This window comes from Gordonia sp. (in: high G+C Gram-positive bacteria) (assembly GCF_047602025.1).
In the GTDB taxonomy this organism is placed as follows: Bacteria; Actinomycetota; Actinomycetes; order Mycobacteriales; family Mycobacteriaceae; genus Gordonia.
This window is the reverse complement of sequence record NZ_JASGII010000001.1, coordinates 502,213-518,377: the sequence shown is the minus strand read 5'-3', so window position 1 is coordinate 518,377 and position 16,165 is coordinate 502,213. Positions and strand designations below refer to the sequence as shown.

The 16,165-nt window shown below is 70.0% G+C and carries 17 protein-coding genes and 1 riboswitch; of the genes, 4 read left to right on the top strand and 13 right to left on the bottom strand.

Annotation, left to right across the window (positions count from 1 at the left end; all coding sequences use genetic code 11):
• The first annotated feature begins 2 nt into the window (after positions 1 to 2).
• Positions 3 to 308 carry a DUF1416 domain-containing protein gene (locus QM728_RS02600; RefSeq protein ID WP_415030494.1) on the top strand — a complete coding sequence of 102 codons (306 nt, stop codon included), beginning with the start codon at positions 3 to 5 and terminating at the stop codon, positions 306 to 308.
• Positions 309 to 439: 131 nt separating this feature from the next.
• On the opposite strand, the gene QM728_RS02595 is transcribed toward QM728_RS02600, so the two are convergent.
• Positions 440 to 754 (bottom strand): DMT family transporter, encoded by a 315-nt coding sequence (locus QM728_RS02595; RefSeq protein WP_415030493.1) that lies wholly within the window; start codon positions 752 to 754, stop codon positions 440 to 442.
• Between the two features lie 11 nt (positions 755 to 765).
• A riboswitch (guanidine-III (ykkC-III) riboswitch) is annotated at positions 766 to 830 on the bottom strand.
• A 141-nt stretch (positions 831 to 971) separates the two neighbouring features.
• Between QM728_RS02595 and QM728_RS02590 the strand changes: the two genes are divergently transcribed.
• A complete protein-coding gene (locus QM728_RS02590) occupies positions 972 to 1,589 on the top strand; it encodes an FABP family protein (protein WP_415030492.1) in 618 nt (205 codons plus the stop codon).
• Between the two features lie 62 nt (positions 1,590 to 1,651).
• On the opposite strand, the gene cydC is transcribed toward QM728_RS02590, so the two are convergent.
• The 5 genes from cydC to QM728_RS02565 all read right to left on the bottom strand — a co-directional run bounded on the left by cydC (position 1,652) and on the right by QM728_RS02565 (position 8,653).
• Positions 1,652 to 3,286, bottom strand: coding sequence for a thiol reductant ABC exporter subunit CydC (gene cydC, locus QM728_RS02585; RefSeq protein WP_415030491.1), 1,635 nt, complete (start codon positions 3,284 to 3,286; stop codon positions 1,652 to 1,654).
• Complete coding sequence (gene cydD, locus QM728_RS02580) at positions 3,283 to 4,998, bottom strand: thiol reductant ABC exporter subunit CydD (protein WP_415030490.1); 1,716 nt, start codon at positions 4,996 to 4,998, stop codon at positions 3,283 to 3,285. Before cydD ends, cydC begins: the two co-directional genes overlap by 4 nt.
• Entirely contained in the window at positions 4,995 to 6,020 is a 1,026-nt protein-coding gene (cydB, locus tag QM728_RS02575; protein ID WP_415030489.1) for a cytochrome d ubiquinol oxidase subunit II, read from the bottom strand. The genes cydD and cydB overlap by 4 nt, the downstream gene beginning before the upstream one ends.
• A 33-nt stretch (positions 6,021 to 6,053) precedes the next feature.
• Positions 6,054 to 7,616: a cytochrome ubiquinol oxidase subunit I gene (locus QM728_RS02570; protein WP_415030488.1), complete on the bottom strand. Its 1,563-nt coding sequence runs from the start codon at positions 7,614 to 7,616 to the stop codon at positions 6,054 to 6,056.
• 146 nt (positions 7,617 to 7,762) lie between these two features.
• A complete protein-coding gene (locus QM728_RS02565) occupies positions 7,763 to 8,653 on the bottom strand; it encodes an aminodeoxychorismate lyase (RefSeq protein ID WP_415030487.1) in 891 nt (296 codons plus the stop codon).
• A 30-nt stretch (positions 8,654 to 8,683) separates the two neighbouring features.
• Between QM728_RS02565 and QM728_RS02560 the strand changes: the two genes are divergently transcribed.
• Both QM728_RS02560 and QM728_RS02555 read left to right on the top strand, forming a co-directional pair.
• Positions 8,684 to 9,868 (top strand): YgfZ/GcvT domain-containing protein, encoded by a 1,185-nt coding sequence (locus tag QM728_RS02560; protein WP_415030486.1) that lies wholly within the window; start codon positions 8,684 to 8,686, stop codon positions 9,866 to 9,868.
• Between the two features lie 136 nt (positions 9,869 to 10,004).
• Positions 10,005 to 10,175: a DUF3073 domain-containing protein gene (locus QM728_RS02555; RefSeq protein WP_415030485.1), complete on the top strand. Its 171-nt coding sequence runs from the start codon at positions 10,005 to 10,007 to the stop codon at positions 10,173 to 10,175.
• An 80-nt stretch (positions 10,176 to 10,255) separates the two neighbouring features.
• On the opposite strand, the gene purM is transcribed toward QM728_RS02555, so the two are convergent.
• From purM to QM728_RS02520, 7 genes are read right to left on the bottom strand one after another with little or no spacing between them, the layout of a single operon-like run.
• On the bottom strand, positions 10,256 to 11,344 hold the full coding sequence (gene purM / locus QM728_RS02550; protein ID WP_415030484.1) for a phosphoribosylformylglycinamidine cyclo-ligase: 1,089 nt from the start codon (positions 11,342 to 11,344) through the stop codon (positions 10,256 to 10,258).
• A 53-nt stretch (positions 11,345 to 11,397) separates the two neighbouring features.
• Positions 11,398 to 12,990, bottom strand: coding sequence for an amidophosphoribosyltransferase (gene purF, locus QM728_RS02545; protein ID WP_415030483.1), 1,593 nt, complete (start codon positions 12,988 to 12,990; stop codon positions 11,398 to 11,400).
• Between the two features lie 59 nt (positions 12,991 to 13,049).
• Complete coding sequence (locus QM728_RS02540) at positions 13,050 to 13,442, bottom strand: sterol carrier family protein (RefSeq protein WP_415030482.1); 393 nt, start codon at positions 13,440 to 13,442, stop codon at positions 13,050 to 13,052.
• Between the two features lie 4 nt (positions 13,443 to 13,446).
• On the bottom strand, positions 13,447 to 13,986 hold the full coding sequence (locus QM728_RS02535) for a hypothetical protein (RefSeq protein ID WP_415030481.1): 540 nt from the start codon (positions 13,984 to 13,986) through the stop codon (positions 13,447 to 13,449).
• 43 nt (positions 13,987 to 14,029) lie between these two features.
• Entirely contained in the window at positions 14,030 to 15,121 is a 1,092-nt protein-coding gene (locus tag QM728_RS02530) for a diacylglycerol kinase (RefSeq protein WP_415030480.1), read from the bottom strand.
• A gap of 59 nt (positions 15,122 to 15,180) precedes the next feature.
• Positions 15,181 to 15,570 (bottom strand): CD225/dispanin family protein, encoded by a 390-nt coding sequence (locus QM728_RS02525; RefSeq protein WP_415030479.1) that lies wholly within the window; start codon positions 15,568 to 15,570, stop codon positions 15,181 to 15,183.
• A 22-nt stretch (positions 15,571 to 15,592) separates the two neighbouring features.
• A complete protein-coding gene (locus tag QM728_RS02520; protein WP_415030478.1) occupies positions 15,593 to 16,150 on the bottom strand; it encodes a CD225/dispanin family protein in 558 nt (185 codons plus the stop codon).
• Positions 16,151 to 16,165: the final 15 nt, after the last annotated feature.

Genomic DNA, 16,165 nt, shown 5'->3' with positions numbered 1-16,165 from the left:
CCATGTGTGCAGCACCCAAGCAGGGACAGCAGTTGCCGGCCGGCGTCGACGTGGAGAAGGAGACCGTCCTCACCGGGCAGGTCACCGACTCCGCCGGCGCCCCGGTGCCCGGCGCCTACGTCCGGCTGCTCGACTCGACCGGTGAGTTCACCGCCGAGGTCGTGACCAGCGGTACCGGCGACTTCCGCTTCTTCGCCGCCCCCGGCACCTGGACGCTCCGCGCGCTCAGCTCCGTCGGCAACGGCGACGTCGTCGTCGCCCCGGAAGGTCCGGGCGTCCACACCGAGACCATCACCGTCTCGAAGTAGCGCTCGACAGTAAGACCCGCCCCCGTACCGATTCGTCGGTGCGGGGGCGGATGTCTTTCCGGTCATCCGACCTCTCGCCGAGTGGGCGGTTGATCACGCCGAGTGGGCGGTGGATTTCGCCGAGTGGGCGGTCATCCGACGATTTTGAGCCCGACGACGCAGCCGACGATCGTCACGATCAACACGACGCGCAGGAGCGTCGCCGGTTCAGCGCCCGTCGCCATCGCGTACAGCATCGTGAGCGCGGCGCCGACGGCCACCCACACGGCGTAGGCGGTGCCGGTCGGCAGGGTGCGCATCGCGAGCGCCAAGCCGGCCATCGAAGCGGTGAGCGCCGCCGCGAACACGACGGTCGGCCCCAAGCGGGTGAGCCCGTCCGACCGCCCCAGTGCAGTCGCCCACACGGCTTCGAGCACTCCGGAAGCGACGAGAACCAGCCACGCCACGACGCACCTCCGAAGCACCGTCTTGTCGCTGGCCGGGTACGGTGCCCCTCGTCCGGTGTCGGGTGGCCGACAGTGCCGACCCTACCCTCCGACGACGGGCCACAGCCGCTAGAATCAGGACCGTGGAACACTTCTTCACCGCGCTTCTGGTCCTGTGCTCGATCCTCATCACGTGGTTCGGGCTGTACGCCATTTACCGCCTGGTCAACGACGAGTCGTGAGCCGCTCGGGCAACGAGGCGATCGAGCAGGCCGCTGCGATCGCCGAGACGACCGGCTCCCGCAATCTGCCGACGTGGGGCGACCTGCCCCTGCCCGCAGACACCGCGAACCTGCGCGACGGCGCCAACCTGCACGACGGCCTGCTCGCCCTGCTCCCGATGGTGGGCGTGTGGCGCGGCGAGGGCGTCGGCCACGGACTGGGCGACGACGGCGCCGATCTGCAGTACCAGGAGCAGATCATCGTCAGCCACGACGGCCGCAACTACCTCAACTGGCAGACGCGCTCCTGGACCGTCGATGCCAAGGGCGACTACGTCGCTCCCCTGTTCCGCGAATCCGGCTTCTGGCGGATCAGCGAGGACGACTCCATCGAGGTCGTCATCGCCCACGCCGAGGGCTCGATCGAACTCTTCTACGGCAAGCCGCTGTCGCAGACCGCCTGGGAGATTGCCACCGACGCACTGGTCAGCGCCGCCAGCGCCCCCAAACTGCACGGGGCCAAGCGCCTCTACGGCATCGCCGAGGACGGCGCGCTGGCCTACGTCGAGGAACGCCTCGTCGACGGCGAGTTGGCGCCGCGCCTGTCGGCCAAGCTCGACCGCTACGCCGGCTGACGACCGCCCACTCGGCGCTGTTTGACCGCCCACTCGGCGATAATCTGGTGCCCACTCGGCGATTAGCGCAGCACGACGTCGGGCTCGACGTCGGCTGGCAGGTGGTGGGTCACCACCACGACTGTCCGCTCCGGGCCGAACAGATCGCCCAGCGCAGCGCGCAACAGCTCGTCCGAGTCCGTCGCGTCGAGGTGCTCGGTCGGCTCGTCGAGCAGCACCACCGGCGAGGTGTTCAACAAGGCGCGCGCCAGCAACAACCGCCGACGCTGACCACCGGAGACCGCCTCGGCGCCCCCGACCAGCACCGTGTCGAGACCGTCGGGCAACCCCGCCAGCCACTCCCCCAGGCCGACCTGCCCCAACGCTGCCGCCATCTCCCCGTCGGTGGCATCACCGCGCGCGACGAGCAGGTTCTCGCGCACCGACACCGCGAACAGGTGCGCGTCCTCGGCGCAGTACAGCGCGGCCGCGGCGAGGTCGACGGGCTCACCCGTGGGCGTTGACGCGGTGACCGTTCCCGACGTCGGCGACAGCAGCCCAGCCAGCGTCAACAGCAGCGTCGACTTCCCGACGCCGCTCGCACCGGTCACGACCAACCGCGCACCGGCGTCGAGTTCGCGGGTCAGCGGACCGCCCAACGCGGGGACGTCGGGCCAACCCCACGACAGCGAATCGACGCGCAAGCGCACCGGACCGTCGTGCCGCGGCACATCTGCGGCCGTCTCGCCCGACCAGTCGGCCGGTTCCCCGACGAGGTCCAACACCCGCTCGGCAGCCGCGCGGCTGTGCTGCCAAGTCACGCCGGCGGCGGCGAGCGGTCCGATCGCGTCGAACGCCGACAGGCCCAACAGCATTAGCACGCCCAACCGCATCGGCGACGGATCACCGCCGTCGGCCAGCCCGATGCCGATCAGGCAGGCCGCGACGACGGTCAGGCCCATCGACAGCGGGGTGACCGCGGCGGCGAGGGCCTGCAGTCGCGCACCGCGGTCGGTGGCGGCGGAGACCTCGGCCTCGGCGCGGGAGACGTCGGCGAGGACGCCTCCGCGACGCCCGGCGACCGCGAGCTCGGAACCGTGGTCGAGCAGCAGCATCGTCGCCGCGGAGACGTCCGACCGCCCGCGCACGGCCGCGCGGGCGGTGTCGGCCGCACCGCGCGACGCCAGCACCGGTGCCGCGACGCCGGCGAGGAGCAGTGCCGCCGCCAGCACGACAGCGGCAACCGGGGATGCGAACCACATGATCGCGACCGCGGCGACGCCGGTGATCGCGGCGACCGCCGCCGGGAGGACCGCCCGCACCAGCGCATTGCCGATCTCGTCGATGTCGGCGCCGGTGCGCGCCAGCAGGTCGCCGCGGCGGATCGACACGGTCGTCGCCGCATCGCCGTTCGACAGCGCGCGGTAGACCTTCTCGCGGGCGGTCGTCATCGCCCGCAGCGCCACGTCGTGGCTGGCGAGCCGTTCCAGGTAGCGGAACAGGCCGCGGGTGATGCCGAGCAGGCGGACGGCGGTGATCGCGATGGACAGCGACAGGATGGGCGGCTGCTGCCACGCGCGGGTGATCAGCCAGGCGGACAGTGCCGCGAGCCCGAGTGCACTGAGGGTGCCGCCGACGCCGTAGACCAGCGACAGCGCGACGCCGCGACGCCGCACGTCCAAGGCGCGCAAGACGCGCCACACCGGATCGCTGCTCATCGCGCCACCTCGCCGACAAGGTCGACGACGGTGTCGGCCGCCTCGAGCCACTCCGCGCGGTGGGCGGCGACGATCACCGTCGCACCCGCGCGGGCCCGGTCGCGAACCGCCGCGACCACCCGTGCACGGGACCGCGCGTCGAGGTGCGCGGTGGGCTCGTCGAGGATCAGGACCGGGACCTCGCGCGCGAGCGTCCGGGTGAGGGCGAGGCGTTGGCGTTGGCCCGCCGACAGTCCGATGCCGCCCTCGCCCAGCACGGTGGCGTCGAGATCGGCGCCAGCGCCGAACTGCTCGGCGGCCACGGTGTCCCAGCCGGTCGCCGCTGCCGCCGACGTCCGGGCCGCCGCGTCGAGCGGCCCGTACAGCGCAAGGTTCTCGGCGACCGTCCCGGGCACGATCGCGGGGTGCTGCGGCAGCCACGCGATCTCGCCCTGCGAGGCGACCCGCTGCGCTCGGGACAGGACGCGATCGCCGACGACGACGGCTCCTTCATCGAGGCGGACCAGGCCGAGCAGCGCGCCGAGGACCGTCGACTTCCCCGATCCGTTGGGACCGGTCAGCACGGTGATCGTGCCCGGTGCGCAGTCGGCGTCAAGGTCCCGCGGCGCCCAGCCGTCGCGCGAGCGCACCCCGGCGCCGGACAGCGTGATGGCGACGCCGGCCAGCGGGACGACCGCGGCGTCGTCGATCTCGTCGTCGAGCTCCTGCCCGCCGCCGGTCAACCCGAAGGCGGCGTTGGTGGCGGCCACCCCGTCGGCCGAGTCGTGGAAGGCGGCGCCGACCTGCCGCAGCGGGCGGAAGGCCTCCGGCGCGAGGACCAGCGCGAGGACCCCGGCGAACAGGGACATCGAGCCGTTGACCAACCGCAGGCCGATGCTGACGGCGACGAGCGCCACCGACAGCGTCGCCATCAGTTCCAGCCACGCGCCGGACAGGAACGCGACGCGCAGCGTGCCCATCGTCGACTGCCGCCACGACTCCCCCAGCTCGCGCGCCTGCTTGGCCGCCCCCTGCGCGCGGTGCAGCGCGCGCAACGTCGGGATTCCGGCGATCAGGTCGAGCAGCGTCGCCTGCTGGCGCTGCGTGGCGTCGAGCTTCTCCTGCGTGCGGTCGCGCGTCATCAGTCCGATGAGGATGCCGAAGATCGGGATCAGCGGGATGGTCAGCACGATCAGGCCCGCCGACACGAGGTCGACACAGGCAATCACGACGATGACGATCGGGGTGAGCGTGGCGGCCAGGATCAACGACGGCACATAACCGGACAGGTACGGCCCGAGGTCGTCGAGGCCGCGCAGCAGCACGGTCGTCGCCGAGCGGCGGCTGTCGGCGAGGGCCCGCATGTCGGTGCGGGCCGGATCGGTCAGCTTGTCGAGGACGTCGTCGCGCACCTCGGCGATCACGGTTTGTGCGGATCGCTGGGCATAGCGCTGCGCGGCGTAGGTCGTGGCCACCTGGACGGCGAAGGCCCCGACGAGCAGGGCCAGGTGCCCGCGCTGTGCCGCGAAGGACCGTCGCGCCGGGTCGGTCGCGAGATCCGAGAGGATCGAAGCGACGGCGAAGGCGACGGCGATGACGGCGAGCGTCGTCACCAATCCGGCGACGACGGTGACGCCGACGTAGCGCCGCGCAGACGGCGAGAGCCGGAGCAACCGCGGATCAAGCGGCGCCCGGCTCTCCCGGTCAGACTTCTGGGCGGCGGTCTCGCTCACCCGCGCAAGGATGCCAGACCCGTCGAGGCGGGAATGGCCGACGCGGAGATGCGCTTGCGGAACACCCAGTACGACCAGCCCTGGTAGAGCAGGACGATCGGGGTGATCAGCGCCGCTGCCCAGGTCATGATGACCAGCGTGTAGTGGCTCGACGAGGTGTTGTCGATGGTCAGGCTGTTGGCCGCGGCAGTCGTCGACGGCAACACGTTCGGGAACAGGCACCCGAACAGCGTGACGATGGTGCCGATGATCGCGATCGACGTCGCGACGAACGCCCAGCCCTCCCGGCCCTGGTGGGTGAGGACGATGGTCGCCACCGCGGCGAGCGCCGCGATCAGCACCGGGGCCCAGGTCCAGCCCTTGCCGTAGGACAGCTGCGTCCAGACGAGGAACGCGCCGGCGACGACCGTCATCGCGATCGACAGGCGCGACGCGAGCTTGATCGAGTCCTTCTGCACGTTGCCACTCGTCTTCAGCGCCAGGAACACCGCTCCGTGGGTGAGGAAGGCGATCAGCGTCGTCAGGCCGCCGAGGAGTGCGTACGGGTTCAGCAGGCCCCAGAAGGTGCCGGTGAACTGTGCCTTCTCGTTGATCGGCAGACCGCGCACGACGTTGGCGAACGCCACGCCCCACAGCAGCGCCGGGATCCACGACCCGATGGCGATGCACCAGTCCCAGACCTGCCGCCACTTGGCGTCGTTGATCTTGCCGCGCCACTCGATGGCGCACACGCGCACGATGAGCGCCACCAGGATGATCAGCAGCGGGATGTAGAAGGCGGTGAACATCGTTGCGTACCAGCCGCCGAAGGCGGCGAACATCGCACCGCCGGCGGTCAGCAGCCAGACCTCGTTGCCGTCCCACAACGGTCCGATGGTGTTGAGGATGGCGCGGCGCTTCTTGTCGTCGCCCCGGCCGAGGATGCCCATCAGCATGCCGACGCCGAAGTCGAAACCCTCCAGCACGAAGTAGCCGGTGAACAGCACTCCGATGAGGATGAACCAGAATTCAGGCAAACCCATGATCGTCTCGTCTCTCTATCTTCTGGTCGCCGGTCAGTACGCGAACGACAGCTTGCCGTCGCCCTCGGCCTTTTCGAGTGCGGCATGCTCGACGCCCGGGGCCGCCGGGCCTTCCCGGATGTAGCGGCGCTGCAGCGCGAACCACACCACGCCCAGCGCGCCGTAGAGCAGCGTGAACACGATCAGCGAACCGAGCACCACACCGGCCGAGTTGTTGGACACGCCCTGCTGCACGAGCATCGACGTGCGCAGCGGATCGAGGTTGTCGGCCCAGTTCGGCGCGACGATCCACGGCTGGCGGCCCATCTCGGTGAAGATCCAGCCCGAGGCGTTCGCCAGGAACGGCGTGGGGATCAGCAGCAGTGCGAGGAAGCCGAAGCGGCGCGACGTCACGACGCGGTTCTTGCGCGTCGCCCACAGCCCGCCGAGGGCGATGATGACCGAGCCGAGGGCCCACGTGATCATCGCGCGGAAGGACCAGTAGGTGACGAACAGGTTGGGCGCGTAGTTCTGGCCCTTGTGCGCGGGGTTGCCCGCGAACTTCTGCTCGTACTCCTTCTGGAGTTCCTGGACGCCCTTGATCTCGGTGTTGAACTTGTGGTCGGCCATGAACGACAACATGCCGGGGATGGCGATGACGTGGTCGATGTGGTCGCAGTTGTTCTGCCGGCCGATCGACAGCACCGAGAACGACGCGTTGTGCTCGGTCTTGCAGAGCGATTCCGCCGCGGCCATCTTCATCGGCTGCTGCTTGAACATGATCTGCGCCTGCAGGTCGCCGGTCAGGATCGTGCCGATGCCGGCCACGATCACCAGCCACAGCGCGAACCGGGTCACCGGCCGCCACATCTCCTTGGCGTCGGCGTTCAGCTGGGCCGGGGTGGCCTCGGCCAGCGTCGGCGACTTGGTGTCCTCAAGCTCCGCCTTGGCGCCGTCGGCCTTGAGCTCCAGCTGGCGCGCGCGCCACGTCGTGCGGGCCATCCACCAGATGCCGATGGCGGCGACGAAGGTCGACGCGGTCAGCAGGGCGCCGGCGACGACGTGCGGGAAGGCGGCGAGCGTCGTGTTGTTGGTCAGCAGCGCGATGATGTTGTTCATCGCGGGGCGACCCCGCTCGTTGTCCCATTCGACGCCGACCGGGTGCTGCATGAACGAGTTGGCGGCGATGATGAAGTAAGCCGACGCGTTGACGCCGAAGGCCACCATCCAGATGCAGGCCAGATGGATCTTCTTGGGCAGTCGGCCCCAGCCGAAGATCCACAGGCCGATGAAGGTCGATTCGGCGAAGAACGCGATCAGACCCTCCAGTGCCAGCGGCGCGCCGAAGACGTCGGCGACGAAGCGGCTGTATTCGCTCCAGTTCATGCCGAACTGGAACTCCTGCACGATGCCGGTCGCGACGCCGAGGGCGAAGTTGATCAGGAAGAGCTTCCCGAAGAACTTGGTCGCCCGCAGCCAGGCCTCGTTGCCGGTCTTGTACCAAACCGTCTGCATGATCGCGAGCATCGGCGCGAGGCCGATGGTCAGCGGGACGAGAATGAAGTGGTAAACGGTCGTGATCCCGAATTGCCACCGGGAAATGTCGACGACATCCATGCGTGTGCCTAATCTGCTGGGCTGAGCTGTTGGGCTGGGGCTGGTCGGCTACTACCGCAGATAGTAGCCGCGTCAAACGTATGCCGCGCTATGTAGTTGGACAAGGGACTCCAGTCCCTGTTGCGGGGTGTCGCTGATCACGCAGGCTAGGCAAGCACAACTGCGCGCGACGCCAGATCGGCGAATCTTGCAGCCACCGCGTCATCCCGGTCGCGACGCAATTCGACGTCGTCGAGGCGGACGATGCGCGCGGCGACGGTCACCGAGGAGCACAGCCACACCGAGTCGGCGCCGCGCAGGTCGTCGGGGGTCAGCGGGGTGTAGTCGACGTCCCAGCCCTCCGACTGCGCCCGCGCGAAGATGGCGGCGACGGTGGTGCCGGGCAGGATGCCGACGTCGGCGGGCGGGGTGCGCAGACTGCGACCGGTCACCGTGACGACGCTCGAGCGCGGGCCTTCCAGCACCATTCCGTCCGACGACGTGTAGACGACGTCGTCGAAACCGTTCGCGGCCGCGTGGCGCAACGCGGCCATGTTCGTCGCATAGCTCAGCGTCTTGACCCCGATGAGCTGCCACGGGGCCGTTGCGGCGAAGTCCGACGGGTAACCGCGGTCGAGCAGGCACGCGGACACCCCGTCGGCCCGGGCGCGCGCTGCGGCCGGCCCCACCGGTCCGACCATCACCAGCGCCGTCGCGCGCTCCGGCGCGTCGTCGGTGGCGGGCGCGGACTCGCGACCGCGGGTGTAGACCAGCCGAAGCAGTCCCTCGGCGTCGTCGTTCTCGGCGCTCCACGTCGCGGCCGCGGCGTGCGCGGCGGCGGCCCAGTCCGCGGACACGGGTGTCGGCAGTTCCATGCGCGCGGCTCCCGCGCCGAAGCGCTCCAGGTGCCGGTCGAGGTTGCACACCCGCCCGTGGCGGACCAGCAGCGTCTCGAAGATGCCGTCACCGCGGACGACGGACAGATCGTCGGCGGTCACGACCGGCTGCTGCGGGTCGAGCCGCCCGCGGCGCAGGTCGAAGAGAATTGGAGTCGCCATGGCCGCAAGGTTACGACGTAGGCTGGAAGCGTGAGCCAATCGGTCATCCTCACCAGCCACCTCGACGCGCAGAGCAGCGGCGCCGTCGCCGAGCCGGACGGCGTCTACGGGCACGGCCCGGATTCGCGGAAGGTCGCGTGGCACTACGGCGATCCGCTCGGCGAGCAGCGCGCCGCGACCACCGGCGCGATCCTCGTCGACCGCTCCGACCGCTTCGTGCTGGAGATCGCCGGCCCCGAACGCCTCACCTGGCTGCACACGATCTCCAGCCAGTTCGTCGCCGACCTGCCCGACCGCACGAGCGCCGAGAACCTCTCGCTCGACCTGAACGGCCGGATCGAGGAGCACTTCGTCCTCACCGACATCGACGAGGTCACCTGGATCGACACACCCGGCCCGCGCGGCCCCGGCCTCGTCGACTTCCTGCAGAAGATGGTGTTCTGGGCCAAGGCCGAACCCGTCGCGCGGCCCGACATGTGCGTGCTGACCCTCGTCGGGCCCCGCAGCCGGGAGATCGACGAGCTCCTCGAGATCCGCGACGGCGCGCAGGTCTACGACGCCGGTGATCTACCCGAACTGCACCACGACGACGAACCGCTGGGCTTCTGGCGGATCATGCCGCCGATCGGCGAACAGCGCGAGCTTCCCGTCGTCGATCTCGTGGTGCCGGAGGCCGAGGCACAGCAGCGCTGGCACGCGCTGGTCGAGGCCGGCGCGACGATGGCCGGCACCTGGGCGTATCACGCACACCGCGTGGCCGCCCGACGTCCGCTCGTCCACGTCGACACCGACGACCGCGCGATTCCGCACGAGGTGCACTGGATCGGCGCCCGCGACGAGCAGGGCGCGGTGCACCTCGACAAGGGCTGCTACCGCGGCCAGGAGACGGTCGCGCGCGTGCACAACCTGGGGAAGTCGCCGCGGCACCTGGTGCTGCTGCACCTCGATGGCGCCGCCGACGCCCGCCCCGAACCGGGCGCGCCCGTGACCGCGGGCGGGCGGACCGTCGGCCGCGTCGGCACCGTCGTCGACCATTTCGAGTTCGGACCGATCGCCCTGGCCCTGGTGAAGCGGGGGGTGGACGAGACCGCGGACCTCGCCGTCACCGTCGACGACCAGTCCGTCGCCGCGCGCGTCGACCCCGACTCGATCGTCGCCGACGGCCACCGTCAGGCGGGCCGCGAAGCGGTGGAGAAGCTGCGCAAACGGGACTGACGCGCGCCGAGCGCCCCGTGCCCGCATTATGTCGCGGTACGCGCTAGACTGGGACCCACGAACATTCCTACAAAATGAGCACGGGGCCGCCACCAGCGGATTGTGGCCGCCCCGGCAGTGTGCGAGGGGGTCCCAAATGGGCCGCGGCCGGGCAAAAGCAAAGCAGACGAAGGTTGCTCGTCAACTGAAGTACTCGACGCCCCAGACCGATCTGGAGAGGCTGCAGCGCGAGCTCGCTGGCGATGACCTCCCCCAGGCCGACCCGGTGGACAACTGGGTCGACGAAGAGGAATGGAAGCACGCCTGACGCCTCGCGTCGGGTTCGCACCACATCATCCACAAACACGGGCGTGAGCCCGTGTTTTGTGCTGCCTGAAGCCGGAACGGCTAGAAGCGCGGGTGTTCGCCGTCGAGGGTGGCGACACCGGTCTTGGCCTTGCGGCTGCCGCCGGCCTTGATGGTGCCCAGCACCCAGTTGTCGACGTGGCGCGCGGTGAGGACGGCCTGCGCGCGGTCGGTGTCCTCGGGGGCGACGATGGCGACCATGCCGACGCCCATGTTGAAGGTGCGCTCCATCTCCTCGCGCTCGACGCGGCCGCGCTGGGCGATGAGGGCGAAGATCGGCGCCGGGGTCCAGGTGGAGCGGTCGAGCTCGGCGATGACGCCGGGCGGCAGCACCCGCGAGAGGTTGTCGGCCAGCCCGCCGCCGGTGACGTGGGCGAAGGTCCGCACGTCGGCCTCGGCGATCAGCGCCAGGCAGTCGCGGGCGTAGATCCGGGTCGGCTCGAGCAGTTCCTCGCCGAGGGTGCGGTCGAGCTCTTCGACGTGGCCGGTCAGGTCCATGTGGCCCCAGTCGAGCAGGACCTTGCGGGCCAACGAGTAGCCGTTGGAGTGCAGGCCCGACGAACCCATCGCGATGACGACGTCGCCGGGGCGCACGCGGTCGGCGGACAGGACCGCGTCGGCCTCGACCACGCCGACGCCGGTCGCGGAGATGTCGTAGTGGCCGTCCTCCATCAGACCGGGGTGCTCGGCCGTCTCGCCGCCGAGCAGCGCGCACCCGGCGTCGACGCAGCCGTCGGCGATGCCCTTGACGATTTCCTCGATGGTCTCCGGGACGACCTTGCCGATGGCGATGTAGTCCTGCAGGAACAGCGGCTCGGCACCGCACACGACGAGGTCGTCGACGACCATGGCGACCAGGTCGCGACCGATGGTGTCGTGCTTGCCGAGGGCCTGCGCGACGGCCAACTTGGTGCCGACTCCGTCGCTGGAGGCGGCGAGCAGGGGCTCGCGGTAGTCGCCCTTGAGGGCGAAGAGTCCGGCGAATCCGCCGATACCGCCGAGGACCTCGGGGCGGCTGGCCCGCTTGGCGTGCGGGGCGATCAGGTCCACCGCGCGTTCGCCGGCGTCGATATCGACGCCCGCGGCGGCATACGACGCCTTCTTGGGGCGGGCCGACTCGCTTTTGGACATGGCGGAACTCCTGCGGATACGAGGGGGAACGGGCTCTACGCTACCCGACGGCGTCAGGGCCGCATCACGGCGCTGACGTTGTCGTTTTCGACGGTCAGCGGGTCGATGCCGGTGGCTCCGCGCAGCGACTCGAGGACGGCCTTGCCCATGGCGGTCTCGGTGGGCAGGGCGATCGGGTAATCGCCGTCGAAGCAGGCCTTGCACAGCTCGGAGTCGGGCTGGTCGGTGGCCGCGACCATCTCGTCGATGGAGATGTAGCCGAGGCTGTCGGCGCCGATCGCCTGCCGCACGCCCTCGACCATGGCCTCCGGCTCGTCGGCGTCCATGCCGTTGGCGATGAGCTCGGCAGGCGAGGCGAAGTCGATGCCGTAGAAGCACGGCCAGCGCACCGGCGACGACGCGATGCGCACGTGCACCTCCGCGGCGCCGGCCTCGCGGAGCATGCGGATCAGGGCGCGCTGGGTGTTGCCGCGGACGATCGAGTCGTCGACGACGATGAGGCGCTTGCCGCGGATGACCTCGCGCAGCGGGTTCAGCTTGAGCCGGATGCCGAGCTGGCGGATGGTCTGCGACGGCTGGATGAAGGTGCGGCCGACGTAGGCGTTCTTCATCAGGCCCTGGCCGTAGGGGATGCCCGATTCCTGGGCGTAGCCGACGGCGGCGGGCGTGCCCGACTCGGGGACCGGGATCACCAGGTCGCCGTCGACGGGGTGCTCGCGGGCCAGGCGGCGGCCGATCTCGACGCGGGCCGAGTTCACGGTGCGGCCGTTGATGACGCTGTCCGGCCGCGCCAGGTAGACGTACTCGAAGATGCAGCCCTTGGGCGTCGGCTCGGCGAAGTGCGTCGACCGCACGCCGTCGGCGTCGATCGCCAGGAGTTCACCGGGCTCGATGTCGCGGACGAAGGAGGCGCCGACGATGTCGAACGCGGCGGTCTCGGACGCGACGACCCAACCGCGGTCGAGCCGGCCCAGCGACAGCGGGCGGATGCCGTGCGGGTCGCGGGCGGCGTACAGCGTGTTCTCGTCCATGAAGGTGAGGCAGAACGCGCCCTCGAGTTCGGGCAGCAGGTCGAGCGCGGCCTGCTCCAGGGTCTTGTCGGCGGCACCGTGGGCGAGCAGGGCGCCGACGACGTCGGAGTCCGACGTCGCTCCCCCGCTGCTATCGAGCCCGAGGTCGTGGGCCTTCGACGCGAGTTCGGCGGTGTTGACCAGGTTGCCGTTGTGGCCGAGCGCGACACCGGTGCCCGCCGGGGTGGTGCGGAAGATCGGCTGGGAGTTCTCCCAGGTGGTGCTGCCCGTCGTCGAATAGCGGCAGTGGCCGATCGCGACGTGGCCGACCATCGACGCCATCGTCTGCTCGTCGAAGACCTGGCTGACGAGTCCGAGGTCCTTGAAGACGATGACCTGGGCGCCGTCGCCGACCGCGATGCCGGCGGCCTCCTGGCCGCGGTGCTGCAGGGCGTAGAGGCCGTAGTAGCTGAGTTTGGCGACGTCCTCGCCGGGGGCCCAGACACCGAATACGCCACATTCCTCGCGGGGCTCGTTGTCGGGCTGGATCACCGCATCCTGCTTCGCTCGTGCGCACGCCGACGGCGCTGCGGCGTCGGCGAGGAGGTTGGGCGAATGGATCGACGGTTCGGTCACTAAGCGCTCCGGTGAGTCGTCGGTGAGGGCTCTTCCAGTCTACGGCCCATTCGGCGTGATCAACGAATCTTGAGGGGTGTGATGGGCAACAAGTCGGCGACCTCGTCGGCGCGCGACCCGGAAACGTCGATCGTCCCGGCCGCGAGCGCCTCATCCAAGCTGGTCAGGCCGGTGGCGAGCAGGAGCCACGTGCGCGGGTCGGTCTCGACGACGTTGGGCGGGGTGCCGCGGGTGTGTCGCGGTCCCTCGATGCATTGGACGGCGACGAACGGGGGCACCCGCACTTCGACCGAGTTGCCCGGGGCGAGTTGCGGGAGGGTTCGGGCGGTCAGGCGGACCGCCGTCGCCAGGGAAGGGCGGGGCGGTGCGTCGACGGTGTCATCAGCCAGCCAGGCGGCGACGGCTTCCACCGCGGCACGGCACTGCGCGGGGTCGACTGTCGGGGTGGCCACGACCTCAGATCTTAGGCCGGGTGAGCCAGCGCTTCGTCGACGGGAGGAGCGTCAGCAGAGCGGTCAGCAGCGCGGGCAGTATGACCGCGCCGACTGCGAGCACCACGACGACGACGGCGCCCGCGGCGACCATGCCCGCCGGGTTCGGGAGGTCGCTCCCCGGATCCTGTGACACGTCGATCTCGCCAAGCGCTCGCAGGGCCACAACGATCGTGACGGCTGCGACCACGACCGCGGCGCAGCTCCCCAGGACCACCAGGGGCCGCCCGATCGCTTTGCGGCGCACCATCAAGGTGGCGCCGACGGCCAGCAACGATGCGGTCCCGGTCAACGCGACGGACCAAGCGAACGAGTACCGCAGCAGTCGACCGGCCTCAAGATCGTCGCGGAAGGACAGCACCGCCATGACCGCCCAGTAGGTCGCGACCACCGCACCGCCATCGGCCAGGACGATCGCGGTAATCGCAGGCCAGCCCGACGGTCGCGATTGCGCGACGGGGCGGCCGCGGTGGATTGGCTGGACCGGCAGTACGACGGGATGCACGGGGCCATTGTGCCCCGGCGGCTGCGTCGCGTCGGCCAATCGACTACGTCGTGGGGTTCTGTCCGTCGACCAGGCCGGCACCGGTGACCAGCGGGAGGTCGAGGGCGGTGATCAGGCCCGGCTCGGCGGCGACGACCGCGGGCACCGCGTTGATCAGGCGCATCGCGGTGACGACCATGCCGGAGACGTTGTGGTCCCCGTCCTCGCCGTGGTGGCCGAATTCGACGTTCATCACCGGGTCGCCGGTGATGTCGATGCGGTAGCAGCCGTCGCCGTTGGTCGGTTTGGGCCACTCCGGGCACTGGTCGGGGTGGTTGCGCGTGTAGTGCTCGAGGATGACGCGGTCGACGCCGTTCACCTGGCCGACGACCTGGAAGTGCAGTGCCCCGCGCGTGCCCTTGGGGATACCGCCCGACACGGTCTCCAAGTCGCGGTCGGCGGCGACCTCCTCGATGCGCTCGACGAGCGGCTCGTCGAGGGTGAGGTTCAGGCCGGCGGCGATCTGCCGCACGACCGACCCCCACCCCATGGACAGGACCCCGGGGTTGAGCAGCATCGGCGTCTGGTCCATCGGCTGGCCGAAGCCGAAGATCTGCGAGTTGACCACCGGCTGGTAGTAGGTCGAGTAGTCGGCGATCTCAGCGACGCGCACCTCGTCGATCCGGCGCGAGAGGCTGGTCATGGCGAGCGGCAGGACGTCGTTGGCGAAGCCGGGGTCGATGCCGTTGACGTGCAGGCTCGCCCCGCCCTCCTTGGCGGCCTCGATGATCGGGTCGGTGACCGACTCGGGCACCACGCCGAACGGGTACTGCAGCAGCACCGGTCCCGACGACACGACGTTGACGCCGGCGCGGACGAACTCGGTGAGGTCCTTGATGGCGTCGAAGACGCGGTCGTCGGTCATCGCCGTGTGGACGATGGCGTCCGGCTTCAGGTCGAGCAGCGCCTGCTTGTCATTGGTCGCGAGTACGCCGAGGTCGCGGTCGAGCCCGGCGAGGCGGCCGGCGTCCTTGCCGACCTTCGCGGGATCGGAGACCCAGACACCGACGAGCTCCAACTCGGGGTGGCGATCGATTCCTTCAATGGCATGGCGGCCGACCGTTCCAGTCGACCATTCGACGACGCGAAGAGTCATGGCCCGAGGTTAGCGCAGCAAACTAGAACACGTTTCAGAAATGCGCTTTCCGCCTCGCGTCAACTGGTGGCGATGTTCCAGCTCAGCACGAAGTACGCGACGACGATGATCGCGGTGATCACGGTGATGGCGGCGAGGACGATCAGACCCCACATGCCCAGCCTGCGTGCCCACATCGACGCCTCGCGCGCACCGTCCTGGTCGCCGGCGGCCCACAGGGTCTCGACCTGGCCGGCCTTCACGATGCCGATGATGCCCAGGACGAGAGCCGGGACGTTCATACAGAGGACGATGCTCCCCACCGTCGCAAGGATCGGCAGCAACATGTTGCTGTCCGGCGCCGGGCCCAGCGCGTAGCGCGGCGGGTACTGCGGGTACGGCTGCTGCGGGTACGACTGGGCAGCGGGCGTCGCGTACTGCTGACCGTAGGGATCCTGGGGATTCGTCACGACTGTTCTGCCTGCTCGACGATCAGTAGGGAGACGTGTACGTCGGGGTGTAGGAGTACGTCGGCGTGTACGAGTACGTGGGCATGTTGTTCACGGCGACGGCGCCGGCCACCATGATGAACACGAAGATGAGGACGCAGAGCACCCACCAGATCGCGGCGACGATGAAGGTGATCTTCGACAGCTTCTTGGCCTCGGCAGCGGCAGCGTGCGCGCCCGCCTGGTCGCCCATGTCCCACAGCTTGTTCACCGAGTTCGCCTTCAGCACCGCGAACAGTCCGACCGGCCAAAAGACCAGGACCGCGATCACGGCCATGACCATGTTGTTCTCCGGGCGACCGGGCGCGCCGTACCCGGGTCCGTAGCCCGGCTGACCGTACGCGGGCTGCTGGGCGTACGCCGGCTGGCCGTAGGCGGGCTGCTGGCCGTACACGGGCGGCTGCTGGCCGTAGACGGGCGGCTGCTGGCCCGGCGCGGGCTGCCCGGGGGCTTGGCCGGGCGCGCCGTACGGCTGCTGCCCGGCACCGGGGGCGTAGGGCTGCTGCGGCTGCTGGCCGTAGGGGTCATTGGGGTTCGTCATCGCGAACACCGTTCC